Raw genomic sequence first — 25326 nt, 5'->3', positions numbered from 1 at the left:
ACTGACCCCGGAGCACACTCAGCGGATCGTCGCCGAGCTCGGCCTGCTGCCCGACGACGGCCAGCACCGGGGGTGCTGGCCGTCGTGCGGTTCCTGCAGAGCGGATGAGATGTGGCGTCCGGAAGAACCGGTCAACGCTCGGTGGTCGGCACGCCAGCCTGGTGCGCCGAGCGGGCGCCGCCCGCCGGCGGTGCGGTGACTGCACCGAGCGCGGTCACGCTGTCGATCCTCATCAGGGTGAGCTGCGGGGGTGCGTAGCCGCTGGTGGCGGGGTAGGTCAGGGTGCCCGTCGAGGGGTAGCAGCCGAGCGTCAGCGCGCCGGTCGGGAGGATGGTGACCACGTGCGAAGCGCTGACCGTGTGCACCGTCGGGATGTAGCGCGAGGAGTAGGTGTCGAGCAGGTCCCGCGGAGCGCCATCCTGCGTGAGGAAACAGAACAACCCGGTGTCGGCGCTCGTCACGGCGCTGAGGGACAGGTCGACGAGATAGGTACCGGCGGGAACGCCGGTCAACGTCTTGGTGAAGCCCGACGTCGCCGACGCCGAGCCGAGGTCGATCGTGCGAGCGGTGGTCAGGTAGGTCGAGGCCGGCTGCCCGCCGAGATTCGCTGCGTTGGTCGCGCTGGCCGCGTTGACCGCGTTCGTGGCGGTGGCTGCGTTGGTCGCGGTCTGCGCGCTCTTGACCGACAGTCCGGGCGCGGCCTTGGCCACCGCCTTCGCAGCGATGCTCTTGACCTTGCTCTTGGTCAGGGCGCCACCGGCCTGGGCGGTGCCGAACGAGCCGAGGAGGAGCGCCGCGACTGTGACGACGGCGAGGAGGCTGAGGCGTGGGAGGTGCTGCAAGGTCGTGCTCCTGACGGACGGGGTGGCTGTCGGTAGCCAGGAGCGTCGCCGTGCCGTGGAGATACGTCAATCGCCCGGGTAGCGCACGCCGACCTGCGCGCGCAGGTCGTCCATCTGCCGCATGATCGCCAGCGTCTGGGCGTGGGGGACGAGCGGGCTCTCGAGCAGGCCGGCGGCCAGGCAGCGCTGGAACTCCACCACCTCGTTGCCGTAGCCACGCCCGATGACCTCGTCCGCGCCGCCGAACTCCACGACCCGGCCGCGCTCGATGTCGTCGTTGGTGGCGCCGACGCCGATGGGCGTGAACGTCGCGGTGGTGGGGTGGTGGAAGTCGTCGACCACGAGCCGGCCGCGGTCGGTGGCCAGCTCCGCGCGGCGCGAGGACCACGAGGTCATCGAGGCGGTGAGGGTGGCGACGGCACCGCGGGGGTAGCGGCCGGCGATGGCGACGTCGAGGTCGGCGCCGAGCTCGGAGAGCACGGCGGTGCCGGTGAGCGCCTCGGCCTCGCCGAGGAGCAGGTGGGCGAAGGTGAGGGGGTAGACGCCCATGTCCAGCAGCGCGCCGCCGCCGAGGGCGGGGTCAAGGAGGCGGTCGGTGGGGTCGTCGGGGACGACGAAGCCGAGCTCGGCGTGCAGCTGGCGGGGCGTGCCGAACTCGCCGGCGCGCACCCGCTCGACCACCGCGCGCACGACGGGGTGCGTCGCGGTCCACATCGCCTCCATGAGCAGCAGCCCGGCGGCGCGCGCCTGGTCGAAGAGCGCGGCGGCGTCGGCGGCGCGCAGCGTCATCGGCTTCTCGCACAGCACGTGCTTGCCGGCGGCGAGGCACGCGGCCACGTGGTCGACGTGCAGGGCGTGCGGCGAGGCGACGTACACCGCGTCGACGCGGTCGTCGGCCAGGAACTCCTCGTACGAGCCGTACGCCGTGCCGCCGGCCTCGTCGGCGAGGGCCGACGCGCGCTCCCGGGAGCGGGAGCCGACGGCGGCGAGCTCGGCGTCGGGGACGAGGAGGAGGTCGCGGGCGAAGGTCTGGGCGATGCGCCCCGGGCCGAGGATGCCCCAGCGGGTGACGGCGACGGCCTGAGTCATGGCCCGAGTCTGGCCCCCGGCGCGCCGGAGGGTTGAATGACATCGCTGTGATTCGTCGCCTAGCATGTCGGCCATGGATGCGGCGAACGTCGGGCGCCCGGAGGCCGGTCAGGCCTCCGAGCAGGTGGTGCTCAGCGACCGCGACCGCGAGATCCTGGAGTTCGAGCGGCACTGGTGGAAGTACGCCGGCGCCAAGGAGACCGCGGTCCGCGAGAAGTTCGACATGTCCTCGACGCGCTACTACCAGGTGCTCAACGCCCTCATCGACCGTCCCGAGGCCCTCGAGGCCGACCCGCTGCTGGTCCGGCGGCTGCGCCGGCTGCGCGCCGCGCGCCAGCGGCAGCGCTCGGCCCGCCGCCTCGGCTTCGAGCTGTAGACCCGTGGCCGGCCGCCCGATGACCAGGCGCGTCCGCGACCAGCGCGGGGTGGTCTTCCCCTCGCCGGTGGTGCTGCTGAGCGTCATCGCGGTGGCCATGGCCGGTGTCGCGTTCGTCTTCACCCGCGACGCCGAGCCCCAGGAGAAGCAGATCACCCCGGCCGCGCAGCCCGAGGCCTCCGCGAGCGCGGCGCCCACGCCGTCGGCCTCGCCGACCAAGGCGCCGAAGCCGCCCAAGCCGCAGGTCGACCGGTCCAAGGTCTACGTCGTGGTCTTCAACAACTCCGGCATCACGGGGCTCGCCGGCCGGGTCGCGGCCCAGGCCACCCAGATCGGCTGGCAGGTCGTCGGCTCCGACAACTGGTACGGCACCATCCCGGCCTCCACCGTCTACTACCCGAAGCGGATGGAGCGCGAGGGCAAGCTGCTCGCCCTCGACCTCGGCATCCAGCGCACCGCGCCCGCCGTCGACCCCATGCGGCTCGACCGGCTCACCGTGATCCTCACCGGCGAGCTTCCGTAGCCCTCAGCTCCGCACGACCCACGGCGGCCAGCAGGCGGCCAACAGGAGGGCGGACCCGGTGAGCGCGCGGGGGAGCACGGCGGCAACCTGGCCGCGCGGAACAGCCCGTCGACATGGCCCGGATGGGTCGTGCCGGCGCGGTTGTGGTGGGGTAGCGCCATGGAGTTCACCTCGGAGGAGGGGGAGCAGAAGTACGCCGCCCTCGTCCGGGTCGCCGCCGAGACCGTGGTCGGGCTGGACTTCGACGGCACCCTCGCCCCGATCGTGGACGACCCGGCCCAGGCGCACATCCACCCGGACGCGGCCGAGGTCCTCGTGGCGCTGGCCGAGCAGGTCCGTGCCGTCGCCGTCGTCACCGGCCGCCCGGCCCGCCAGGCGCTCGACCTCGGCGGCCTCGAGGCGGTCGGCAACGCCGTGGGCGACGTGGGCAAGGAGCTCTACGTCCTCGGGCAGTACGGCAACGAGCGCTGGTCGTCGACCAACCGCCGCGTGATCAGCCCCCGCCCGCCGCACGGGCTGGCGTCGTTCACCGCCGATCTGCCCCGGCTGCTGCGCCGGCTCGGTGCGGGAGAGGCGCACATCGAGGAGAAGGGGCTCGCGGTCGCCGTCCACACCCGCCGGCTGCCGGACCCCCAGGCGGCGTACGACGCGCTCCTGCCCGAGCTGCGCGACCTCGCCGCGCGCCACGACCTGGTCGTCGAGCCCGGCAAGCAGGTCGTCGAGGTCCGCTCGCCCGGCATGCACAAGGGGCTCGCGGTCGAGACCCTGGCCGAGGAGCTGGACGCGGGCGGGTTCGTCTTCGTCGGCGACGACCTGGGCGACGTCGAGGCCTTCGAGGCCGTCGCCGCCCTGGCCGAGGGTGGCCTGCCCACGCTGCGGGTCTGCTCGGCCTCCGACGAGGAGAGCGCCCTGGTCCCGCTCTCTGACGTCCTGGTCCACGGTCCCGACGGCGTCCTCGATCTGCTGCGCCAGCTCGCGCAGGACGCGGCCGGCCTGCGGGCTTGATCGCCCCCTGTTCGCCCAGGGAGAACGCGGGGAGCGCCGGGAACACCGCTTCGATCCCAGAAGTTGAGCCGGTATGACTCAAGCATCGCTCCCGGTGTTGTTCCTCTCCGACCTCGTCGTGCTGCCCGGCATGGTGGTCCCGATCGCGCTCGACGACGCCGCCCAGGCGGCCGTCGACGCCGCCCGCAGCAGCTCCGGCGGCGAGCTGCTCCTCGCCCCTCGCCTCGAGGACCGCTACGCGTCGTACGGCGTCGTGGCGAGCGTCGAGCGCGTGGGCCGCACGATGGGCGGTGGCGCGGGCGCGGTCCTGCGCGCCGGCCAGCGCGCCCGCATCGGCTCCGGCGTCACCGGCCCCGGCGCGGCCCTGTGGGTCGAGGTCGAGCCGGTCGCCGAGACCGTGACCGACCACGCCCGTGAGCTCGCCGAGGAGTACAAGCGGCTCGTCGTCGCCGTGCTCCAGCGCCGCGAGGCCTGGCAGATCATCGACCAGGTCCACCAGATGACCGACCCGAGCAAGATCGCCGACGCGGCCGGCTACGCGCCGTACCTCACCGACGAGCAGAAGCGCGAGCTCCTGGAGACGCCGGACGTCGAGGAGCGGCTCGAGACGGTGATCGCGTGGACGCGCGACCACCTCGCCGAGGCCGAGGTCTCGGACAAGATCAACGAGGACGTCCGCGAGGGGATGGAGAAGACCCAGCGCGAGTTCCTGCTCCGCCAGCAGCTGGCCGCGATCCGCAAGGAGCTCGGCGAGGGCGAGCCGGAGGGCGCCGAGGACTACCGCTCCCGTGTGGAGTCCGCCGACCTGCCCGAGGACGTCCGCGCCGCGGCGCTCAAGGAGGTCGACAAGCTCGAGCGCTCCAGCGAGCAGAACCCGGAGGCGGCCTGGATCCGCACCTGGCTCGACACCGTGCTCGAGCTGCCGTGGGGCGAGCGGACCGACGACGTCAACGACGTCACCGCGGCCCGGGCCCAGCTCGACGCCGACCACCACGGCCTCGACGAGGTCAAGGAGCGGATCGTGGAGTACCTCGCGGTCCGCAGCCGGCGCGCCGAGCGCGGCCTTCAGGTCATCGGCGGCCGGGGCTCCGGCGCCGTCATCCTGCTGGCCGGCCCTCCCGGAGTCGGCAAGACCTCGCTGGGTGAGTCCGTGGCCCGCGCCATGGGCCGCACCTTCGTCCGCGTCGCCCTCGGTGGGGTGCGCGACGAGGCCGAGATCCGCGGTCACCGGCGCACGTACGTCGGCGCGCTGCCCGGTCGCATCGTGCGGGCCATCAAGGAGGCCGGCTCGATGAACCCGGTCGTGCTGCTCGACGAGGTCGACAAGGTCGGCTCCGACTACCGCGGCGACCCCGCGGCCGCCCTGCTCGAGGTGCTCGACCCGGCGCAGAACCACACCTTCCGCGACCACTACCTCGAGCTCGACCTGGACCTGTCCGACGTGCTCTTCATCGCCACGGCGAACGTCGTCGAGCAGATCCCGCAGGCGCTGCTGGACCGCATGGAGCTGGTCACCCTCGACGGCTACACCGAGGAGGACAAGGTCGCCATCGCCCGCGACTTCCTGCTGCCGCGGCAGCTGGAGCGGGCCGCGCTGACCGAGGCCGAGGTCTCGATCACCGACGCCGCGCTGCGCGAGCTGGCCGCGAACTACACCCGCGAGGCCGGCGTACGCCAGATGGAGCGGCTGCTGGCCAAGGCCATGCGCAAGGCGGCCACGAAGCTGGCCGTCGGCGACCGCGAGCGGATCGACATCGACGAGCCCGACCTCAAGGAGCTGCTCGGCCGGCCGCGGTTCACGCCGGAGTCGGCGGAGCGCACCGCGGTCCCGGGCGTGGCCACCGGCCTGGCCGTCACCGGCATGGGCGGCGACGTGCTCTTCATCGAGGCGTCCGCGCACGAGGGGACCGCCGGGCTCACGCTCACCGGTCAGCTCGGCGACGTGATGAAGGAGTCCGCGCAGATCGCGCTGTCCTTCGTCAAGGCGCACGCGGCCGACCTCGGCGTGGACCGCGCGTTCTTCGAGGACAAAGCGATCCACGTCCACGTCCCCGCGGGCGCGACGCCCAAGGACGGCCCCTCGGCCGGCATCACCATGGTCACCGCGCTCACCTCGCTGGCCACCGGTCGCCCGGTGCGCTCGGAGGTCGGCATGACCGGTGAGGTCACGCTCAACGGCCGGGTGCTCCCGATCGGCGGGCTCAAGCAGAAGCTGCTCGCGGCCCAGCGCGCCGGCCTCACCGAGGTCTTCGTCCCGCTGCGCAACGAGCCGGACCTGGACGACGTGCCGGCCGAGGTCCGCGAGGCCCTCACCGTGCACGTGGTCGGCGACGTCCTCGACGTGGTCCGGGGTGCCCTCACCCCGGCCGACGAGGTCGCGGCGACCCAGGCGGCTTAGGCCCCACCGCAGACGGGTAGGACTGGTCCCGTGACCCGTCCTACCCGTCTCGCGTCTCTCCTCGTCCCCGTCCTGGCCGCCGCCCTCGTCGCCACCGGGCCCGCCGCCGACGCCAAACCCAAGCCCAAGCCGAAGAACCCAGACGGCCACTACGTCGGTCACGAGACCCCGGTCGAGGACAACGCCTTGGACACGATGGTCTACGAGTTCGACGTCACCGGCCACGGCCGCAAGATCAAGAACATGATCGTGCGCTTCAACGCGGTCTGCTCCTACCCCCTCGGCGTGCAGTACGTCGTGCAGCCGGCCGGTCCGATGAAGATCGACAAGCGCGGGAAGTTCCACTACCTGCTCGAGCAGGACAGCCCCAACGACTACGAGGACATCCGCCTCGAGGTCACCGGCAGGCTCAAGGGCACCGAGGTCAAGTCCGCGACCTTCTCCTACGAGGTCGGCTACTGCGCCCGCGGCGACGCCGACGACCCGATGGACTGGGTGGCCAAGCGCACCAAGCGCTGACCCCCTTGCGCCCGCGCGCGGAGCGGGTCTGGTGCACCCGTCCACATGGCGGTACTCGTGTTCACGCCCTGAGACGAGCGCCCGTAGTGTTGGCACCTCATCCAGAGGGACTGAGGGAACGGCCCTGAGAAGTCCCGGCAACCGCCGCACACCGCGGAAAGGTGCCAATTCCGTCCGGAGCGAAGGTCGCTGCGGAGAGATGAGGAGGACCTCGTGAGCACTGCTGTCGCCGAGAAGAAGACCACGCTGCGCGACGGTGCGTTCGGGCACGCCACCGCGCTCTCGTGCCGCGAGTGCGGTCACCAGACCGCGCTCGGCCCCTTCTACGCCTGTCCGGAGTGCTTCGGTCCGCTCGAGATCGCCTACGACTTCCCGCAGGTGACGCGGGAGGAGATCGAGGCCGGGCCGCGCAACATCTGGCGCTACAAGGCGCTGCTGCCGGTGCCGAGTGACATCGAGTCCAGCCCCAACACCGAGCCTGGCTTCACCCGGCTGCTGCCGGCGGCCAACCTGGCCCGCGAGCTGGGCCTGACCAGGCTCTGGGTCAAGGACGACTCCACCAACCCGACCAACTCCTTCAAGGACCGCGTGGTGGCCTGCGCGCTGAGCGCGGCCCGCGAGCTCGGCGCGACGGTGTTCGCCTGCCCGAGCACCGGCAACCTGGCCAACGCGGTGGCGGCGGCCGGGGCGCGCGCCGGCATGAAGACGGTGGTCTTCATCCCCAGCAATCTCGAGCAGCCCAAGCAGGTCAACAGCGCGGTCTTCACCGAGCAGCTGGTCGCGGTCGACGGCACCTACGACGACGTCAACAAGCTGGCCCAGGAGATCGCCGCCGAGGAGGACGGCTGGGCGTTCGTCAACGTCAACGTCCGGCCCTACTACGCCGAGGGCTCCAAGACCCTCGGCTACGAGATCGCCGAGCAGCTCGGCTGGCGGCTGCCCGACCAGGTCGTCATCCCGGTCGCGAGCGGGTCGCAGCTGACCAAGGTCGACAAGGCGTTCCGGGAGCTGATCACGCTCGGGCTCGTCGAGGACAAGCCCTACAAGGTGTACGGCGCGCAGGCGGCCGGCTGCTCGCCGGTCAGCACGGCGTTCAAGACCGACGCCCCCGCGATCCGCCCGGTCAAGCCCGACACCATCGCCAAGAGCCTGGCCATCGGCAACCCGGCCGACGGCATCTACGTGCTCGACGTCTGCCACCGCACCGGTGGCGCCGTCGAGGACGTGACCGACGACGAGGTCCGCGCGGCCATCGTGCTGCTGGCCCGCACCGAGGGGATCTTCACCGAGACCGCCGGCGGCACCACGGTCGGCGTGCTGAAGAAGCTCGTGGAGACCCGCCAGCTCGACCCCGAGCTCGAGACCGTGGTCATCAACACCGGCCACGGCCTCAAGACCCTCGACGCGGTCGCGGGCTCGGTCGGGCCCGCGGCGACCATCGCGCCGACGTACGACGCGTTCGTGGCGACCGGGCTCGCGTGATACCTGCCTAAGTCCACCGGCTTACTGCGGTAACCTGGCCGCATGACGATGGTGCTGGGCACGCTGGACCGCGCGACTGCGCTCGACGTCCGCCAGCTGGGCGGCCGGATCGGCGCCGAGGTCACGGGCGTGCGTCTCGGTGGCGCGCTGTCCGCGGAGACCGTGGCCCAGGTGCGCGCGGCGCTGCTGACCCACAAGGTGCTGTTCTTCCGCGACCAGGACCACGTCGACGACGAGGACCAGATCGGCTTCGCGGAGCGGTTCGGTCCGCTGACCACCGCGCACCCGACTGTCAACACCGGCAGCGCCCGGGTCCTGCGCGTCACCGCCAACAAGGGCATGGCCGCCAACGCCTGGCACACCGACGTCACCTTCGTGGACCGGGTGCCGGCCCTCTCGGTGCTGCGGGCGGTCACCCTCCCGCCGTACGGCGGCACCACGGTCTGGGCCAACACCGTCACGGCGTACGACGCGCTGCCGGCGCCGCTCCAGGCGCTGGTCGACGGGCTGTGGGCGGTGCACACCAACAGCTACGACTACGCCCAGCAGGACGAGGAGCACGACCAGCCGGACGCCAACTACAGCCGTGACGACTTCGTCTCCCAGCTCTTCGAGACCCAGCACCCGGTGGTGCGGGTGCACCCCGAGACCGGCGAGCGGTCGCTGGTGCTCGGCCACTTCGTGAGCCGCTTCCTGGGCCTCAACAGCTCGGAGTCGACCGCGCTGTTCCAGCTGCTGCAGAACCGCGTCACCAAGCTCGAGAACACCGTGCGCTGGTCCTGGCGGCCCGGCGACGTCGCGATGTGGGACAACCGCGCCACCCAGCACTACGCGGTCGCCGACTTCGACCACCACCCGCGCGAGATGCGCCGGATCACCGTGGCCGGCGACGTGCCGGTCTCCCTCGACGGCCGCCGCAGCGTCGTGGTCCGCGGCGACGCCGCGGCGTACTCCCGCCTGGACGAGCTCATCACCTGAGCGACGCGGCGTGCTCACGGTCCGTTCAGGTCGGCGTGCGACAGATGCCTCGTGCGTCGCCGTGCCCTCCTCACCGTCACCCTCGTGGTCCTCGGCGCGCTCGCCGGCCGGGAGCTGCTGCGCCGGCAGGCGGCGCACGCCCGCCGCCTGATCGGCAAGCCGCTCGGTGAGGACGCGCTCGACGCCGACCGCCGCTGGAAGCGGAAGTACGCCGGCGAGCCGATCGACCTGCTCCTGGTGGGCGACTCCATCGCGGCCGGCCTGGGCGCCACCCGCCGCAAGGAGACCCTCGGCGCCCGGTTGGCGGTGCGGCTGGCCAAGGCCACCCGCCGCCCGGTCCGGCTGCGCACCGTGGCCGAGGTCGGCGCCGAGACCTCGATGCTGGCCGGGCAGCTGGCGCGGCTGCGCCCGGCGTACCGGCCCGACGTCGCGGTGGTCATCGTCGGCGGCAACGACGTCACCCACCGGGTGCCGGTCGCCGAGTCCGTGCGCGACCTCGAGGCTGCGGTGAGCGCGCTGCGCGAGCGCGGCGCCGAGGTCGTGGTCGGCACCTGTCCCGACCTCGGTGCGCTCCGGCCGGTGCCCCAGCCCCTGCGCGCCCTGGGCTCGCGGGCGTCGCGGCAGCTGGCTGCCGCGCAGGCCGTGGCGGCCGCCCGGGCGGGGGCGCACGTGGTCCCGCTGGCCCAGGCCGTCGGACCCTCCTTCGTGGCCGACCCCGACGCGATGTTCAGCGCGGACCGCTTCCACCCCAGCGCCGCGGGCTACCGGCGCACGGCCAAGGCGCTGCTCCCCACCGTCCTGGCCGCGCTCGGGCGCTGAGCACCAGTCTGGCCATTCCGCCTCGCGGGCCCTGTCGGCCGCTCGATACTGAGTCGTCTGCCGTACCGCCGACAGGAGCCCCTCATGCCCGACACCCGGACCCGGTTGCGCGACTCGCGCAGCTGGCGGTTCGACGTCGGCCTGTGCGTGCTCGGCGTCGCACTGCTGGTCTGGGCCACACCGCACGCACTCGGGGGCGGGTGGGAGGTCCTGGCCGCGGTGCTCGTCGGCGTACCGGTGGTCGTCCTCGTCGCGCACTTCCCGATGGTGCTCGACGGTGAGGACGGCGGCATCGAGATCGGCTTCGACTCCACGGTGCTGATGTTCCTGCTGTGCACCCTCGACGCCCGGTCGGCCCTGGCCGTCTGGGGCCTCGGGGTCATCGCCACGCAGGTCACGTCGGGCAAGCGGCCGACCGCGATCGTGTTCAACGTCGGCGTGGGCGTGCTGGCCGGTGCCGTCTCCGCGGCGGCGCTGCACCTGGTCCGCGGCGGCCAGACCGGTACGCCGCGCGAGCTGCTCGCCATGGTCGCCGCGGCGAGCGCCTACTTCTCGATCGACTACGTGCTCTCGGCCATCTCGGTCGGCATCGACTCCGGCACGCCGATCCGCAGCCACCTCGTCCAGCCCGGGACCTGGCTGGCCGTCGTGTGCTTCGTGCCGTTCGACCTGCTCGGCTACCTGGCCGCCGTCGTGCTGCGCAGCAACCCCTGGTGGATGCTCTCGCTGCTGGTCGTCCCGCTCATCACCCTGCTCGTGGCCACCCGCGCGCTCACCCGCGGCCGGGAGAACGCCCGCCGGCTCACCGTGCTCCTCGAGGCGGCGGTGCGGATCCAGTCGGTGCACGAGTCCGAGCTGGTCAGCGAGGCAGTGCTGCACGACGCGCGCCGGCTGATCCGGCTCACCGACGTCGAGGTCCGCACGACCCCACCCGCGGCGTACGAGATCGGCGCGCAGGTGCGCCGCGGCAAGGACGCGTTGTGGATCGTCGCGCAGTCGCGCGAGCGGGCCCGCGCCACCGTCCAGGCCGACCAGCACGCGCTCGACGCGCTGGCCGTGCTGGCCACCGACGCCTTCGCGCGGCTGCAGCTCACCGCCGACATGGTCCACTTCGCGCGGCACGACCCGCTGACCGACCTGCCCAACCGCGGCATCCTGCTCGACCGCGTGGCCCACGCCCTGCACCTGGCCCGGCGCCGCAACGTCCGCGTCGCGCTGCTGTTCGTCGACCTCGACGAGTTCAAGCCGGTCAACGACCGCTTCGGCCACGCCGCCGGCGACGAGGTCCTGATCGAGGTCGCGCGCCGGCTGCTGGCCGCCACCCGCGAGAGCGACACCGTGGCCCGGCTCGGCGGCGACGAGTTCGCCGTGCTGCTGGAGGACGTCTCGGTCCAGGAGGTCATCGAGATCAGCGACCGGATCCTGGCCTCGCTGATGCGCGGCGCCGAGGTCTCCGGCCACCACGTGCCGCTGGGCGCGTCCATCGGCATCGCCTACGGCGACGGCAGCGAGTCCGGCGAGGCGCTGCTGCGCGAGGCCGACCTGGCGATGTACGAGGCCAAGGGCCGCGGCAAGGCCCAGTCGGTCTCCTACGAGCCCGCCATCGGCCGGGCCAGCATCGAGCGGCTGGAGCTGGTCGAGGAGCTGCGCCGGGCCATCGACGAGGAGGAGCTGGCCGTCGTCTACCAGCCCGTCGTCGCCACCGAGTCCGGCCTCATCACCGGCGTCGAGGCCCTGGTGCGCTGGCGGCTCAACGGCACCGACGTGCCCACCGACGTCTTCGTCCGCATCGCCGAGGACACCGGCCTGGTCGTCGGCCTCGGCGAGCTCGTGCTCCGCCGGGTCAGCGGCGACGCCCGCGCGCTGCGCGACGCCGCCGGCGGCCCCATCTCCATCAGCGTCAACGTCTCGGCCCGCCAGCTGCGCGACCCCCGCTTCGTCGGGGTCGTGCAGACCGCCGTGCGCGACATGGACCGCACCGGCCTGGTCCTGGAGATCACCGAGCGCCAGGAGATCGGCGACGACCCCGAGGTCCTGCACGTGATGCGCGTCATCGCCGCCATGGGCGTGCGCTTCGCGATCGACGACTTCGGCGTCGGCTTCTCCTCGATCAGCTACCTCCACGAGCTGCCCGCCCACGTGGTCAAGACCGACGCCACCCTCTCGGCCGGCATCGACCACGACGAGCGCGCCCGCGCCGTGCTCCACGCCATCGCCGTCATGGGCGACGCCCTCGGCCTCGACGTCGTCGTCGAGGGAGTCGAGCGCGAGACCCAGCTCGAAGCCATCCGCGAGGAGGTCGGCGCCCCCTTCGTGCAGGGCTACCTGCTCCACCGGCCGATGCCCCTCGAGGCGCTGCTCCCCGTCGTCCGCGACAACCGCCACCCCGACGCCCGACCCAAGGTCGAGGAACTCCCCGCACCGACCGCCCGCTGAGCCCGAGCGACCAGACCCACCTGGCACGCTCGGCGCGCCGAACCGTCCCGGGTGCCGCTTTCTGGGGCAGAGCGCGCAGCGCTTGGCCCCAGAAAGCGGCACCCGGGACGGTTCGATGAAAGCGCGCCGAGCACGTCGCGACGGAGTCGCGACCAAACAGCTAGCGCTCCTTCGCCGGCCCCAGGGCGATGTCGCGGAAGGTCTTGAACGTCGCGTTGCCCGGGCCGAGGTCGGCCGGCTGGAGCAGCGAGACCGTGGTCTGCCACCAGGCGTTGGACTCGAAGACGCCGAGGGCGGTGAGCAGCTCCTGGAGGTAGGCCTCGGTGGTGTAGCCGTTCACCGTGCCTATCTGGACCTGGGGCCGGAAGCCGCGGCGGTCGACGAAGAGCTGCAGGCCGCCGGCGACGCGGGTGATGCCCTGGCGCAGGTTGGCCAGCACGTCGAGGTCGCCGTCGAGCGGCACCCAGACGCCGTCGTCGCCCTCGGGCTCGAGGGCCACGCCGCCGCGCAGGCGCAGGCGGGGGTGGGCCACTGCCAGGCCTCGGCGTCCAGGGCGTTGGCCAGGCGCATCGCGTCGTTGAGGGCCAGGTTGCCGAACTTGGCCACGGTCAGGTGCATCGCGGCGGGCGAGACGGTGTTGAGCATGGGCGCCGGCGGGGGCGGCGGGGGAGCGGTCTCGCGACGGCGCAGCAGTCCCCGCCGGACGGGGACCGGCTCCGGTGGCCGGGACGGCGCGACACCGTCCACGACCTGGCGGACGCGGGTGAGCACGTCCGGAGGTGGCACGAGGGCGGCGTACACCATCATGGGCTCATTCTGTCCCGAGCGCGGCCCGTCTCCCGTCAAGGTGGGCGAGTTCGGCCTCGTTTCCGCACCGGTCGACGGCCAGGTCGTACGCCGCGCGGGCCTCGTCGAGCCGTCCCGCTCGGGTCAGGAGCTCGGCGCGGGCGGCCGGCAGCCGGTGCCCGGGCAGGTCGAGACCGGCCAGCGCGGCGAGTCCGGCCTGCGGGCCGTCGGCCTCTCCGACGGCGACCGCGCGGTTGAGCCGGACCACCGGCGAGTCGCCGAGGGCGAGCAGCTCGTCGTAGCGCGCCACGATCCGCGGCCACGCGGTCTGCGCGGCGGTGGGGGCGATGGCGTGCTCGGCGGCGATGAGCGCCTGGAGGAGGTACGGCGCGGGCGCGGCGTGCGCCAGCGGCGTCAGCAGCCCGATGGCCTCGGCGATCTCGTCGTGGTGCCAACGCGTGCGGTCCTGGTCGGGCAGCAGCACGAGCCGGCCGTCGCGGACCCGGGCGTCGCGCCGCGAGTGCTGCAGCAGGACCAGGGCGAGCAGCGCGTCGACCTCGGGGTCGGGCGCGGGCAGCACCGTGCGCAGCACCCGGACCAGCCGCACCGCCTCGCCGGCCACGTCGGCGCGCAGCACGTCCGCACCCGAGCCGGGCGCGTAGCCGGCGGTGAAGGCCAGGTACGCCACCTCGCCCACCACCCGCACCCGCTCGGCCAGCTCGGCCCCGACCGGCACCGCGAACCGCTCTCCAGCCAGCCGCTTGCGCGCCCGGGTGAGCCGCGCCGCCATCGCCGAGGTCCGCACCAGGAACAGCCGGGCCAGGTCCTCGGTCGACACGCCGAGCACCAGCCGCAGGGTCAGCGCCGCCGCGGCCTCGCGCGGCAGCGACGGGTGCGCGCACAGCAGCACCAGCCGCAGCCGCTCGTCGACCACACGCGCCCCGCCCGGGTCCGCCACCACCTCCTGCGCCTCCTCCGCGAGCTCCGCCTCCACCGCCAGCACCGGCAGCCGCCGCGCGGCCACCGCCTCGGCCCGCAGCCGGTCGCTGACCCGCCGCCGCGCCGCCACCAGCAGCCACGCCCCCCGGTTGTCCGGTACGCCGTCGCGCGGCCACGTCCGCGCCGCCGCCTCGAAGGCGTCGGCGAGCCCGTCCTCGGCCAGGTCCAGCCGGCGGTACCGCGCGACGAGCAGGGCCAGCAGCCGGCCCCACTCGTCGCGGTGTGACTCCTCCAGTGGGGTCAGAGCTGCACCTCGAGCGTGGGTCGCACCTCCACGGCGTACTCCCGGGGCAGCAGCGCGGCCACCTCGACCGCGGTCTCCAGGTCGGGCACGTCGATGAGGTAGAAGCCGCCCAGCTGTTCGACGGTCTCCGCGAACGGCCCCTCGCTGACCGGCCGGTCGTCGCCGGGCCGCACCGTGCGCGCGGCGCCGGGGTGGTCGAGGGCCTCGCCGGCCACCACCTCGCCCCGGGCGCGGACCGCGGCGTCGAAGGCCTGGAAGTCGGCGACCACCCGCGCGCGCAGGGCGTCGTCGGCGCCCTCCCACTTGGCGAAGTGGTCGTCCTCGGCCATGAGCACCAAGAACCTCACGCCGCACCTCCCGTCGTCGCGCGCACCTCGACCGCGCTCTCGCCGTGGCCCAGGATGCGGCAGACGTCGAGCAGGTCGTCGAGGTCCTCGCTCTCGACGACGTAGAAGCCGGTCAGCTGCTCGACGCTCTCGGCGTACGGCCCGTCGGTCACCGTCTGCTGCCCGGACGCGGAGGTGCGCAGCACCCTGGCCTCGCGGGAGTGGGTCAGCTCGGCGCCGCCGGTCACCCGGTGCCCGCGGGCGGCCAGGGCCTCGGCGAACTCCCGGTGCACGCCGTAGACCCGCTCCCGCTCGCTCGGCGTGGCCGCCTCCCACTGCGCCTCGTCGCCGGGCAGCAGGACGGCGTACGTCGTCACGAGTAGTCCCGGTCCGGCCGCGGCCGGATCTCGAGGCGCCCGTGCCCCTCGAGCATGAGCCGGGCGGCGTCCACGACGGTCTCCAGGTCCGCGGCCTCCACGATGTAGAAGCCGGTCAGCTGCTCCACGCTCTCGGCGTAGGGCCCCTCGGTGACGCTCATCCCGTCGTCGCCCGCGACCAGCACGCGGCCCTCGCGGGAGTGGGTGAGGTCGGCGCCGCCGACGACCTTGCCGCCGCGCTCCTTGAGCAGGCTCAGGAAGCGCTCGTCGGCGTCGTAGGTCTGCTGGCGGGTGGCGTCGTCCGAACGCTCCCACTGGTCCTCGTCGTCGACGCTGAACACGACGTACTGCGGCATGGGCTCTCTCCTCTGGGTCGGTCTCGATCCTGACACCGTGATGACGCGCGGGCCACGCGAGAATCGACAGGTGCCGGACATCTTTCTCGTGACCTCGGGCGAGCTGCCCACCGGCGAGCCCGGCGCCGGGCACCTCGACGCGGCCCTGGCCGACCGTGGGCTCGACACCGCGTGGGTGGTCTGGGACGACCCGGAGGTCGACTGGGACGCCGCCCGGCTGGTCGTGGTCCGCTCGACGTGGGACTACCACCGGCGCCTCGAGGAGTTCCTGGCCTGGGCCCGCACCGTCCCGCGGCTGCTCAACGGCGCCGAGACCTTCACCTGGAACGCCGACAAGGCCTACCTCGTCGGGCTGGGGGAGCACGTGCCGACCGTGCCGACGACGCTGCTGGACGGCGCCGCGCTCGTGGTCAAGCCGCGCGTCGGCGCGAGCGGCATCGGGCTGGTGCCGCTCGACGGCGGCCCGTGGGTGGTGCAGCCGGTCGTGGACTCGGTGCGCACCGAGGGCGAGTCGTCGGTCTACGTCTTCGGCGGCCGGGCGGTGAGCCAGTTCGACAAGCGGCCGGCGCCGGGCGAGCTCCGCGTCCAGGAGGAGTACGGCGGCACGACGGTCCGCGCGGACCTCGACCCGGACGCGGCCGCCCTGGCCGAGCGCGCCGTCGCGGCGACCGGCGGCGCGGCGTACGCCCGGGTGGACCTGATGCGCTGGCGGGGCGAGCGGGTGGTGAGCGAGCTGGAGCTCGTCGAGCCGGGGCTCTACCTCGACGTCGACCCGGTCAACGCCGAGCCGTTCGCCGCCCTGGTGCACGACACGCTGTCGCGACAATCCTGACCGACGGGGTACTGCCTGCTCATGTCAGCAGGATCAGCGAGCGCGACCGAGGGCTCCGGGCAGACCAAGAAGAAGACCGGCATCCTCCGGACCAAGGACATCGACACCGTCCTGCACCAGAACGACGACGAGGACCACGGGCTCAAGAAGAGCCTGAGCGCCCGGGACCTGATGGGCTTCGGGATCGGCATCGTCATCGGGACCGGCATCTTCGTGCTGACCGGCGTCGAGGCCAAGAACCACGCCGGCCCCGCGATCACGATCTCCTTCGCCATCGCCGGCGTCGTCGCCATGCTGGCGGCGCTCTGCTACGCCGAGCTGGCCGCCGCGGTGCCGACGGCCGGGTCGTCCTACACCTACGCCTACACGACCATCGGCGAGCTGTTCGGCTGGATCATCGGCTGGGACCTGGTGCTCGAGTTCGCGCTCGGCTCGGCCACGGTCGCGCGCGGCTGGTCGGGCTACGTGCAGGACTTCCTCGGGCTGCCGACCTCGCTGTTCGGCGAGGAGGCGCCGGTCAACGTCGGCGCGGTCCTCATCGTCGTGGTGCTCGGCGTCGTCGCCACCGTCGGCATCCGCGAGTCCAAGTGGGTCACCAACCTGCTGGTGCTGGTCAAGGTGAGCATCACCGTCTTCGTCATCATCGCCGGGCTGTTCTTCCTCAAGGCGGCGAACCTCACGCCGTTCATCCCCCCGAGCAAGCCGGAGGAGTCCAGCGGCGGGCTGTCCCAGCCGCTGTGGCAGTTCCTCAGCGGGACCAGCCCGACGGCGTACGGCATCACCGGCATCCTCGTCGCGACCGCGGTGGTGTTCTTCGCCTACTCCGGCTTCGAGGCGGTGGCCAACCTGGGCGAGGAGACCGAGAACCCCGGCCGGGACATGCCGCGCGGCCTCATCGGCACCCTCGTGGTCTGCACGGTCCTCTACCTCGCGGTCTGCTTCGTGCTGACCGGCATGGTCGACTACCGCAACCTGTCCGAGGGCGCCCCGATCTCCGACGCCTTCACCCAGGTCGGCCTGGGCTGGGCCAGCAAGGTCGTCGGCATCGCCGCGGTCGCCGGCCTCACCTCGGTGATCCTGGTCGACATCGTCGGCATGGCCCGGATCGGCTTCGCGCTGTGCCGCGACGGGCTGCTGCCGGCCGCGGTGGGCAAGGTGCACGAGAAGTACGGCACCCCGGCCCGCCTCACCATGGGCACCACGATCGTCGTGGCGGTGATCGCGGCGTTCGTCCCGATCGACACCCTGGCCGAGATGGTCAGCATCGGCACGCTGTTCGCGTTCCTGGTCGTGGCCATCGCCGTGATCGTGCTGCGCCGCACCAAGCCGCGCATGGACCGGCCCTTCCGGACCCCGAGCGTCCCGGTCCTGCCGATCGTCTCCGCCGTCACCTGCATCGGGCTGATGGCCAGCCTGGCCACCGAGACCTGGCTGCGGTTCCTGGTCTGGCTCGCGGTCGGGCTGCTCATCTACTTCTTCTACGGCCGCACCCACTCGCGGCTGGCGCCCGGCGTGGACGCGCACGAGACTGACGAGAAGCTGGGCACCGCCTGACCCCAACCTCCGGCCCGGCCCGAGCGTTGTGAGGTCGTGGAGCAGGAGTTCACCCGGTGGGCGCGGGCGCGGCAGCAGCCGCTCCTGCGCACCGCGGTGCTGCTCTGCGGTGACCACCACCGGGCCGAGGACCTGGTCCAGGACGCGCTGACCAAGGTCGCGCTGCGCTGGTCGCGGCTGCGCGACGGCCACCCCGACGCCTACGCGCGCCAGGTCATGGTCCGCACCAACATCTCCTGGTGGCGCCGGCACCGGCGCGAGGTGGTCGTCGAATTGCGGGACACCACCAGCGGGCCCGGCCCCGCGGCCGAGGTCGACCGCAGGCTGCTGCTCGACCGCGCGCTCGCGCAGCTGACCGCGCGACAGCGGACCACCGTCGTGCTGCGCTTCTACGAGGACCTGAGCGAGCGCGAGACCGCGGAGGCCATGGGCGTCGGCCTCGGGACCGTCAAGAGCCAGACCCACGTCGCACTGGCCCGGCTGCGCGCCGTCGCGCCCGAGCTGGCCGAGCTGCTGGAGGAGCCGACATGACCCACGACCGACTGCGCGAGCTGCTCCGCGAGCGGGTGGCCGACGAGACCATGCCCGACGTCTCGGCCCGGGCCTGGCGCCGGGCCCGGACCGTGCGCCGGCGGCACCGGCTCGGCGTGGTCGCCGGCGTCGCGGCCGCCACCGTCGCGGTGTCGGGCGGGATCGCCGTGCTCGACCCGCGGCCGCCCGCGCCGCCGTCGAGTGGTGACGTCGGCGTCTCGGACCGGGGCCGCCCCGATGCGACGTACGACGGCGTGCCGCTGTGGTGGGGCCCCGACCAGCTCCAGGAGCGCGACCTCCCGCTGGTCGACTCGCCGCTGCCGCCCGACATCGCGGTGGGCACCGCGAGCCCCGAGCGGCGCGACGACCCGATGGACCGCGCGTACGCCGTCTTCGCGACCGGCCGCTCCCTCACCCTGGTCGGCCCGGACGGCGAGGTGCGCGACGTCGAGGCGCCGGGCCTGGAGGAGGTCACCAAGGCCAACGGCTACTCCTACCTGCCTGCCCCGCAGCTGGCGCCGGACGGCAGCACCGTCTCGTTCCGCCAACCGGGTGGCACCGCGGCCGTCTACGACGTGGCGCGCCGGGCGTGGGGCACCGACCTCGCCTACGGCACCAGCCAGAGCCCGCCGGAGCCCGGCATCGACACCGGTGCGGCCCAGCAGTACGGCCCGGTCGTCGCCGGCGCCGCGAGCTGGGGGATGGGGCTCCAGCTGCCCGTGCGCGACCCCGGGACCGACCTGTCGGGATCGGAGTTCATGACCTGGCCGGGCGGGGTGCTGGCGTTCACCGAGGCCACGACCGACGGGACCGACACGAGGGACAAGAACTGCTGCGCCGTGGCCGGCTGGCTGGACGCCGACACCGTGGTCTACGAATCCCGGCAGACCTACCCCGTCCTCGTGGCCTGGCGGGTGGGGACGCACGACTTCGGGGTGCTCACCCGCATCCACGGCTCCTACGACACGGCGAGCTACGCCCTCTGAGGGCCACGCTTCCGCTTCTGACCAGCCTCGGGACGAACTCGTGGGAGCGATCCCACGAGCCCCCTTGACATACGGTGTGACAGCCATCACTGTTCCGTGGGAACGCTCCCACAAGCAGACGGGATCCACCGCCATGACGCTCCACACCCGCGCTCGCCGCACGGCCGCCGCCGCCGGCCTGCTCCTGCTCGCCGCCGCCGGCCTGGCCGGCTGCGGCGACGACGCCGACGGCGCCTCCGGCTCCGACACGACGCTGCGGGTCAGCGTCTTCGGCAACTTCGGCTACGAAGACCTCTACAAGCAGTTCGAGAGGGACCACCCCGGCGTCAAGATCGTCGAGACCTCCGAGGGCGACCTCGGGCAGTACAACACCCAGCTCACCCAGAAGATCGCCGCGGGCAGCGGCGCTGGCGACGTGGTCGCCATCGAGGAGGGCCAGGTCGTCAACTTCCTGCAGAGCGCGGACAAGTTCGTGAACTTCCAGGAGCACGGCTCGAACGACCACAAGGACCAGTGGCTGGACTGGAAGTACGCCCAGGCCACCACCGCCGACGGCAAGGACACCATCGGCCTCGGCACCGACGTCGGTGGCCTGGCCATGTGCTACCGCAAGGACCTCTTCGAGCAGGCCGGGCTCCCGACCGACCGCGAGCAGGTCGCGGCCCTGTGGCCGACGTGGGACGCCTTCACCCAGGTCGGCGAGCAGTTCCAGGACGCGATGGGCGACGACGTGCACTTCATCGACTCGGCCACCAACACCTACAACTCGATCCTCATGCAGACCGCGGACGAGACGTACTTCGACCACGACAACAAGCTCATCATCGACTCCAACCCGGCCGTCCAGAACGCCTGGGACACCGCGCTGGCCATGTCGGACGCCGGCATCAGCGCCAAGCTGAAGTCGTTCTCCAACGAGTGGAACGCCGGCTTCAAGAACGGCGCCTTCGCCACCATCGCCTGCCCGGCCTGGATGACCAGCTACATCGAGGAGCAGGCCGGCGACGAGAACGCCGGCAAGTGGGACATCACCACCGTCCCCGGCGGCGGCGGCAACTGGGGCGGGTCGTTCCTGGCCGTGCCGACGGTCAGCAAGCACCAGGACCTCGCCCTCGAGCTCGTGGACTTCCTGACCAGCGCCGACGGCCAGATGGGTGCCTTCGAGGCGGTCGGCAACCTGCCGTCCAACCCGACGCTCTACGACACCCCGGCGCTCAAGGACGCCACGAACGAGTACTTCAGCGACGCCCCGATCGGGCAGCTGTTCGTGGCCGGCGCGTCCAGCCTCAAGCCGGTCTACCTCGGTGCGAAGAACCAGCCGGTCCGCGACGCGGTGGAGAACGCCATGCGCAGCGCGGAGAACGGCGAGAAGTCGTCCTCGGAGGCCTGGGACACGGCCGTGAGCGACGCCGAAGCGGCAGCGGGCTGACCCGGAACAGCCCCTGACCCGGCCGGCAGGCCCGTCGTACGCCTCACGCGGGCCTGCCGGCCACACCACCTCTCCACCCCAGCGACTTCAGCGATCGGAGCCTCGTGGCCACTCTGACCAGCACCCCGGCGACACCGGCCCAACGCCGGCGCCGGGCTCGACCCGGGCGCGGACCGCGCGGCGAGCAGGTGGCGGGCTACGCCTTCATCTCGCCGTTCTTCCTGGTCTTCGCGGTCTTCGGGCTGTTCCCGCTGCTGTTCACGTTCTGGGTCTCGCTGCACGACTGGAGCCTGCTCGGCGACCGCTCCTGGTCCGGGCTGGGCAACTACAGCAAGCTGCTCGGCGACGACCACTTCTGGAACGCGCTGCGCAACACCCTCGGCATCTTCGTGCTGGCCACGGTCCCGCAGCTGCTGCTGTCGCTGGTCCTGGCCCAGCTGCTCAACCAGCGGCTGCGGGCCCGGACCCTGTGGCGGATGGGGGTGCTGCTGCCCAACATCACCTCGATCGCCGCGGTCGGCATCATCTTCACGCTGCTCTTCGCCCGTGACTTCGGTCTGGTCAACTGGCTGCTCGGCCACGTCGGCGTCGAGCCCATCGCCTGGCAGCAGCACCGCTGGTCGTCGTGGCTGGCCATCTCGGTGATGGTCGACTGGCGCTGGACCGGCTACAACGCGCTGATCTTCCTGGCCGCGCTCCAAGCCGTCCCGCGCGAGCTCTACGACGCCGCCTCGATCGACGGCGCCGGCCCGGTCCAGCAGTTCCGGCACATCACCGTGCCGATGCTGCGACCGACGATCGTCTTCGTCACCCTCGTCGCCACCATCGGCGGGATGCAGCTGTTCACCGAGCCGCTGCTGTTCAACTCCGGCGCCAACGCGATCACCGGCGGCACGACCCGGCAGTTCCAGACGCTGACCATGTACGTCTACGAGCAGGCCTTCACCGGCCAGGAGTTCGGGTACGCCAGCAGCGTCGCGTGGGTCATGTTCATCGTCATCGCCCTGATCGGTGCGCTCAACGCGCTGCTGCTGCGGCGACTGCGGGGCGTCCAGTGACCGCGCACGTCGAGCTGGAGCCGGCGCCCGTGGTCGCCGTACCTGCGACGCAGACGGTGGAGGCGCCGCGCGTGCGTCGCCGGCTGGTCAGCCCCACGGTGGTGGTGCTCAGCTTCGTCACCGCGCTCTCGGCCTTCCCCCTCTACTTCATGGTCGTCATGGCCTCGCGGCCCAACTCCGACATCACCTCGGTGCCGCCGCCGCTGACCCCGGGCGGCGAGCTGTTCACCAACCTCGACCGGGTGCTGTCCAACCCGGACATCACCTTCGGCAAGGCGGTGGTCAACACCGTGCTCGTCGCGACCGTGACCACGGCGGCGGTCGTGTTCTTCTCCTGCCTGGCCGGGTTCGCCTTCGCCAAGCTGCGCTTCGTCGGCCGCTCGCCGCTGCTCGCCTTCGTGCTGCTCACGATGATGGTGCCGGTCCAGCTCGGGCTGATCCCGCTCTACATGCTGATGAGCAAGCTGCACCTGAGCGGCACCCTGCCCGCGGTCTCGCTGCCCTTCCTGGTCTCCGGCTTCGGCGTCTTCCTCATGCGGCAGTACGTCGTGCAGGCGCTGCCCGACGAGCTGCTCGAGGCCGCCCGCCTGGACGGCGCATCGATCCTCAAGACCTTCTTCTACGTGGTGCTGCCGGTGCTGCGGCCGGCCGCCGCGGTGCTCGCGCTGCTGACGTTCATGGAGCGCTGGAACGACTTCCTCTGGCCCTACCTCGTGCTCGACCTCGACCACCCGACCGTCCAGGTCGCGCTCGCGCGCCTGGCCGGCGGCTACTACACCGACCAGGCGCTGGTGATGGCCGGGACGCTGCTCGGCGTCCTCCCGCTGCTCGTGGTCTTCATCCTCTTCGGCCGCCAGATCGTCGGCGGCATCATGGAAGGCGGCCTCAAGTCGTGACCACCCTCGATCCCCGTCCCGCGACCCTCGACGCCCTCGGCGCCCGCGACGAGACAGACCTGCTCGTCGACGCCGCCGTGCGCCCCGAGGAGTTCCCGCCCGACTTCGTCTGGGGCGCCGCCACCGCGTCGTACCAGATCGAGGGCGCGGCCACCCTCGGCGGCCGGACCCCCTCGATCTGGGACACCTTCTGCGCCGAGCCCGGCCGGGTCGTCGGGGGCGACACCGGCGACGTGGCCTGCGACCACTACCACCGCTACGGCGAGGACGTCGGGCTGATGCGGACGCTCGGTCTGGCGGCGTACCGCTTCTCGGTGTCGTGGTCGCGCGTGCTCACGCCGTCCGGGGAGGTGAACGCCGACGGGCTCGGCTTCTACGACCGGCTGGTCGACGAGGTGCTGGCCGCCGGCATCGACCCGTGGGTGACGCTCTACCACTGGGACCTGCCGCAGCACCTCGAGGACGCCGGCGGCTGGCCGGCCCGCGACACCGCCGCCCGGCTGGCCGAGCTGGCCGCGGTCGTGGGCGGGCGCCTCGGCGACCGGGTCGGGCACTTCATCACCCTCAACGAGCCGTGGTGCGCGGCCTTCCTCGGCTACGGCAACGGCATCCACGCGCCCGGCCGGCACTCCGCGGCCGACGCCGTGGCCGCCAGCCACCACCTCAACCTGGCCCACGGGCTGTCGGTGCAGGCGCTGCGGGCCGCCGCGCCCGACGCGCTGGTGGGCACGACGCTGAACCTCTACCCGGTCACCGCGGCCTTCCCGGGGGCCGACTCCGAGGACGCGGTGCGCCGCATCGACGGGCTGCAGAACCGGTGGTTCCTCGACCCCGCGCTCCTGGGCTCCTACCCGGACGACGTGCTGGCCGACCTCGGGGCGCTCGTCGCCCCGACGCTCATCCAGGACGGCGACCTCGGGACGATCCACCAGCCGCTCGACTTCCTGGGCATCAACTACTACACGCGGCACGTGGTCCGCCCCTCGGCGTACCCGGGGACCAACGCGGGGGAGTTCACCCACCGCGGCCTGCCCACCGCCGCGAACGGCTGGGAGGTCGACCCCGAGGGGCTGACCGAGATCCTGGTGCGCGTCGCGCGCGACTACCCGGCGCTGCCGCTGTTCATCACCGAGAACGGCTCCGCGTGGGACGACACCGTCGAGGCCGACGGCTCGGTGGTCGACGCCGACCGACTGGCCTACCTGGCCGCGCACCTGGCCGCGTGCGCCCGCGCCCGCGAGCAGGGCGCGGACGTCGCCGGCTACTTCGCGTGGTCGCTGCTCGACAACTTCGAGTGGGCCGAGGGGTACGCCATGCGCTTCGGGCTCGTGCACGTCGACTTCGCCACCCAGCGGCGCACGGTCAAGGCCAGCGGGGAGTGGTACGGCCGCTTCGTGCGCGCCGCCCGCGACATACTCAGCCCATGACGCGTGCGCCCCGGACGCGGCCCACCCTCGAGGAGGTGGCCGCCGCGGCCGGCGTGGGCCGGGGCACCGCCTCCCGGGTGATCAACGGCAGCGAGAAGGTCTCCGACCGCGCCCGCCAGGCCGTCGAGGGCGCGATCGCCGAGCTCGGCTACGTGCCCAACCAGGCCGCGCGGACCCTCGTCACCCAGCGCACCGACGCCGTGGCCCTGGTCATCGCCGAGTCCGAGGAGCGCGTGTTCGGCGAGCCGTTCTTCGCCGGCGTGGTCCGCGGCATCGGCAGCGCCCTCTCCGACGCCCGCCTCCAGCTGGTCCTCCTGCTGGCCGAGCACGCCCAGCGCAACGGCCGCCTCGACGAGTACCTCACCCGCCAGCACGTCGACGGCGTCCTGCTCCTGTCGCTGCACGACGACGACACCCTCCCCGACCGGATCCGCGCCCGCGGCCTGCCCGTCGTCCTCGGCGGTCGTGCCACCGAGGACCAGGCCGGCGCCTTCGTCGACGCCGACAACGTCCTCGGCGCCCGCCTCGCCGTCGACCACCTCGTCCACCGCGGCCGCCGCACCATCGCCACCATCGCCGGACCCGCCGACATGGTCGTCGGCCGCACCCGCCACGCGGGCTACCTCGCCGGCCTGCGCGCCGCCGGCCTCCCGCTCGACCCCGACCTGGTCGTGCCCGGCGACTTCTCCCAGGAGTCCGGCGAGAGCGCCATGCGCGTGCTGCTGTCCCGCCGCCCGGACCTCGACGCGGTGTTCTGCGCCAACGACCTGATGGCCGCCGGCGCCCTGCGGGTGCTCCGCGAGGCCGGCCTCGACGTACCCACCGCCGTCTCCGTCGTCGGCTTCGACGACGCGCCCCTCGCCCAGTCCACGCACCCGCCGCTCACCACCGTGCACCAGAGCCCCGAGCACATGGGCCGCGAGATGGTCGGCCTGCTGCTCGACACCATGGCGCACCCCGACGAGCCGCCCGCGCCGAGGCTGCTGGAGACGCGCCTGGTGGTGCGGGAGTCGAGCTAGGCGGACCGGTGGCGCAGTGAGCGGCGGGGGAGCGTGTTC

Annotated in this window: 25 protein-coding genes and 1 riboswitch; of the genes, 18 read left to right on the top strand and 7 right to left on the bottom strand. The window is 72.9% G+C overall.

From position 1 onward, the window contains the following. Nucleotides 1-131 precede the first annotated feature (131 nt). Together G5V58_RS18600 and G5V58_RS18595 are read right to left on the bottom strand one after the other, a co-directional pair. On the bottom strand, nt 132-710 hold the full coding sequence (locus tag G5V58_RS18600; protein ID WP_165236090.1) for a hypothetical protein: 579 nt from the start codon (nt 708-710) through the stop codon (nt 132-134). Nucleotides 711-908: 198 nt separating this feature from the next. Continuing rightward, a complete protein-coding gene (locus tag G5V58_RS18595; protein WP_165236088.1) occupies nt 909-1931 on the bottom strand; it encodes a Gfo/Idh/MocA family protein in 1023 nt (340 codons plus the stop codon). A gap of 73 nt (nt 1932-2004) precedes the next feature. Between G5V58_RS18595 and G5V58_RS18590 the strand changes: the two genes are divergently transcribed. From G5V58_RS18590 to G5V58_RS18550, 9 genes are all read left to right on the top strand, one after another. Continuing rightward, entirely contained in the window at nt 2005-2307 is a 303-nt protein-coding gene (locus G5V58_RS18590) for a DUF3263 domain-containing protein (RefSeq protein ID WP_165236085.1), read from the top strand. 19 nt (nt 2308-2326) lie between these two features. Then, the gene (locus G5V58_RS18585) at nt 2327-2830 is read left to right on the top strand and encodes a LytR C-terminal domain-containing protein (protein WP_165236083.1); all 504 of its coding nucleotides are present in this window, start codon (nt 2327-2329) and stop codon (nt 2828-2830) included. A gap of 159 nt (nt 2831-2989) precedes the next feature. Further along, on the top strand, nt 2990-3835 hold the full coding sequence (gene otsB / locus G5V58_RS18580; RefSeq protein ID WP_165236081.1) for a trehalose-phosphatase: 846 nt from the start codon (nt 2990-2992) through the stop codon (nt 3833-3835). Nucleotides 3836-3929: 94 nt separating this feature from the next. Continuing rightward, nucleotides 3930-6233, top strand: coding sequence for an endopeptidase La (lon, locus tag G5V58_RS18575; protein ID WP_407939638.1), 2304 nt, complete (start codon nt 3930-3932; stop codon nt 6231-6233). 30 nt (nt 6234-6263) lie between these two features. Continuing rightward, on the top strand, nt 6264-6752 hold the full coding sequence (locus G5V58_RS18570; protein ID WP_165236077.1) for a hypothetical protein: 489 nt from the start codon (nt 6264-6266) through the stop codon (nt 6750-6752). A 94-nt stretch (nt 6753-6846) separates the two neighbouring features. Continuing rightward, a riboswitch (SAM riboswitch) is annotated at nt 6847-6958 on the top strand. 7 nt (nt 6959-6965) lie between these two features. After that, nucleotides 6966-8234: a threonine synthase gene (gene thrC, locus G5V58_RS18565; protein WP_165236075.1), complete on the top strand. Its 1269-nt coding sequence runs from the start codon at nt 6966-6968 to the stop codon at nt 8232-8234. A gap of 42 nt (nt 8235-8276) precedes the next feature. After that, nucleotides 8277-9212 (top strand): TauD/TfdA dioxygenase family protein, encoded by a 936-nt coding sequence (locus tag G5V58_RS18560; protein ID WP_165236073.1) that lies wholly within the window; start codon nt 8277-8279, stop codon nt 9210-9212. Between the two features lie 51 nt (nt 9213-9263). Next, nucleotides 9264-10031, top strand: a complete 768-nt coding sequence (locus tag G5V58_RS18555) for an SGNH/GDSL hydrolase family protein (RefSeq protein WP_165236071.1) — start codon at nt 9264-9266, stop codon at nt 10029-10031. 84 nt (nt 10032-10115) lie between these two features. Further along, a complete protein-coding gene (locus G5V58_RS18550) occupies nt 10116-12467 on the top strand; it encodes a putative bifunctional diguanylate cyclase/phosphodiesterase (protein WP_165236068.1) in 2352 nt (783 codons plus the stop codon). A gap of 160 nt (nt 12468-12627) precedes the next feature. Here G5V58_RS18550 and G5V58_RS18545 read toward each other — a convergent pair whose 3' ends face one another. The 5 genes from G5V58_RS18545 to G5V58_RS18525 form a co-directional block, all read right to left on the bottom strand. Beyond that, nucleotides 12628-12999 carry a hypothetical protein gene (locus G5V58_RS18545; RefSeq protein ID WP_165236065.1) on the bottom strand — a complete coding sequence of 124 codons (372 nt, stop codon included), beginning with the start codon at nt 12997-12999 and terminating at the stop codon, nt 12628-12630. A 279-nt stretch (nt 13000-13278) separates the two neighbouring features. Beyond that, nucleotides 13279-14322 (bottom strand): RNA polymerase sigma factor, encoded by a 1044-nt coding sequence (locus tag G5V58_RS18540; protein WP_230486738.1) that lies wholly within the window; start codon nt 14320-14322, stop codon nt 13279-13281. Nucleotides 14323-14492: 170 nt separating this feature from the next. Then, the gene (locus tag G5V58_RS18535; protein ID WP_230486737.1) at nt 14493-14843 is read right to left on the bottom strand and encodes a YciI family protein; all 351 of its coding nucleotides are present in this window, start codon (nt 14841-14843) and stop codon (nt 14493-14495) included. Next, complete coding sequence (locus G5V58_RS18530) at nt 14840-15199, bottom strand: YciI family protein (RefSeq protein ID WP_165236062.1); 360 nt, start codon at nt 15197-15199, stop codon at nt 14840-14842. The genes G5V58_RS18535 and G5V58_RS18530 overlap by 4 nt, the downstream gene beginning before the upstream one ends. Further along, nucleotides 15196-15555, bottom strand: coding sequence for a YciI family protein (locus G5V58_RS18525; protein ID WP_165236059.1), 360 nt, complete (start codon nt 15553-15555; stop codon nt 15196-15198). Before G5V58_RS18525 ends, G5V58_RS18530 begins: the two co-directional genes overlap by 4 nt. Nucleotides 15556-15625: 70 nt before the next feature. On the opposite strand from G5V58_RS18525, the gene G5V58_RS18520 reads away from it, so the two are divergent. The 9 genes from G5V58_RS18520 (at nt 15626) to G5V58_RS18480 (ending at nt 25287) form a co-directional block, all read left to right on the top strand. Next, nucleotides 15626-16387, top strand: coding sequence for an ATP-grasp domain-containing protein (locus G5V58_RS18520; RefSeq protein WP_165236056.1), 762 nt, complete (start codon nt 15626-15628; stop codon nt 16385-16387). Nucleotides 16388-16408: 21 nt separating this feature from the next. Further along, complete coding sequence (locus G5V58_RS18515) at nt 16409-17941, top strand: APC family permease (RefSeq protein ID WP_165236053.1); 1533 nt, start codon at nt 16409-16411, stop codon at nt 17939-17941. A gap of 36 nt (nt 17942-17977) precedes the next feature. Then, the gene (locus tag G5V58_RS18510; RefSeq protein ID WP_165236051.1) at nt 17978-18472 is read left to right on the top strand and encodes a SigE family RNA polymerase sigma factor; all 495 of its coding nucleotides are present in this window, start codon (nt 17978-17980) and stop codon (nt 18470-18472) included. Next, nucleotides 18469-19458, top strand: a complete 990-nt coding sequence (locus tag G5V58_RS18505) for a hypothetical protein (protein ID WP_165236049.1) — start codon at nt 18469-18471, stop codon at nt 19456-19458. Before G5V58_RS18510 ends, G5V58_RS18505 begins: the two co-directional genes overlap by 4 nt. Nucleotides 19459-19591: 133 nt before the next feature. Then, nucleotides 19592-20887: an ABC transporter substrate-binding protein gene (locus G5V58_RS18500; protein WP_165236046.1), complete on the top strand. Its 1296-nt coding sequence runs from the start codon at nt 19592-19594 to the stop codon at nt 20885-20887. Nucleotides 20888-20991: 104 nt separating this feature from the next. Then, nucleotides 20992-21945 carry a carbohydrate ABC transporter permease gene (locus G5V58_RS18495; RefSeq protein WP_165236043.1) on the top strand — a complete coding sequence of 318 codons (954 nt, stop codon included), beginning with the start codon at nt 20992-20994 and terminating at the stop codon, nt 21943-21945. After that, nucleotides 21942-22841: a carbohydrate ABC transporter permease gene (locus tag G5V58_RS18490; protein WP_230486736.1), complete on the top strand. Its 900-nt coding sequence runs from the start codon at nt 21942-21944 to the stop codon at nt 22839-22841. The genes G5V58_RS18495 and G5V58_RS18490 overlap by 4 nt, the downstream gene beginning before the upstream one ends. Further along, on the top strand, nt 22838-24268 hold the full coding sequence (locus G5V58_RS18485; RefSeq protein WP_329957533.1) for a GH1 family beta-glucosidase: 1431 nt from the start codon (nt 22838-22840) through the stop codon (nt 24266-24268). Before G5V58_RS18490 ends, G5V58_RS18485 begins: the two co-directional genes overlap by 4 nt. Further along, nucleotides 24265-25287: a LacI family DNA-binding transcriptional regulator gene (locus G5V58_RS18480; protein WP_165236040.1), complete on the top strand. Its 1023-nt coding sequence runs from the start codon at nt 24265-24267 to the stop codon at nt 25285-25287. Before G5V58_RS18485 ends, G5V58_RS18480 begins: the two co-directional genes overlap by 4 nt. Nucleotides 25288-25326: the final 39 nt, after the last annotated feature.

The organism is Nocardioides anomalus, assembly GCF_011046535.1.
Taxonomy (GTDB): domain Bacteria; phylum Actinomycetota; class Actinomycetes; order Propionibacteriales; family Nocardioidaceae; genus Nocardioides; species Nocardioides anomalus.
Note: the sequence above shows the minus strand (reverse complement) of the source record. Positions and strands in the feature narration are given on the sequence as shown.

Excerpts from the sequence above, each read along its gene's own strand:
- G5V58_RS18595 (WP_165236088.1), bottom strand. The coding sequence starts at position 1,931 with ATGACTCAGGCCGTCGCCGTCACCCGCTGGGGCATCCTCGGCCCGGGG.
- G5V58_RS18590 (WP_165236085.1), top strand. The coding sequence starts at position 2,005 with ATGGATGCGGCGAACGTCGGGCGCCCGGAGGCCGGTCAGGCCTCCGAG.
- G5V58_RS18585 (WP_165236083.1), top strand. The coding sequence starts at position 2,327 with ATGACCAGGCGCGTCCGCGACCAGCGCGGGGTGGTCTTCCCCTCGCCG.
- otsB (WP_165236081.1), top strand. The coding sequence starts at position 2,990 with ATGGAGTTCACCTCGGAGGAGGGGGAGCAGAAGTACGCCGCCCTCGTC.
- G5V58_RS18560 (WP_165236073.1), top strand. The coding sequence starts at position 8,277 with ATGACGATGGTGCTGGGCACGCTGGACCGCGCGACTGCGCTCGACGTC.
- G5V58_RS18550 (WP_165236068.1), top strand. The coding sequence starts at position 10,116 with ATGCCCGACACCCGGACCCGGTTGCGCGACTCGCGCAGCTGGCGGTTC.
- G5V58_RS18525 (WP_165236059.1), bottom strand. The coding sequence starts at position 15,555 with ATGCCGCAGTACGTCGTGTTCAGCGTCGACGACGAGGACCAGTGGGAG.
- G5V58_RS18515 (WP_165236053.1), top strand. The coding sequence starts at position 16,409 with ATGTCAGCAGGATCAGCGAGCGCGACCGAGGGCTCCGGGCAGACCAAG.
- G5V58_RS18505 (WP_165236049.1), top strand. The coding sequence starts at position 18,469 with ATGACCCACGACCGACTGCGCGAGCTGCTCCGCGAGCGGGTGGCCGAC.
- G5V58_RS18500 (WP_165236046.1), top strand. The coding sequence starts at position 19,592 with ATGACGCTCCACACCCGCGCTCGCCGCACGGCCGCCGCCGCCGGCCTG.
- G5V58_RS18480 (WP_165236040.1), top strand. The coding sequence starts at position 24,265 with ATGACGCGTGCGCCCCGGACGCGGCCCACCCTCGAGGAGGTGGCCGCC.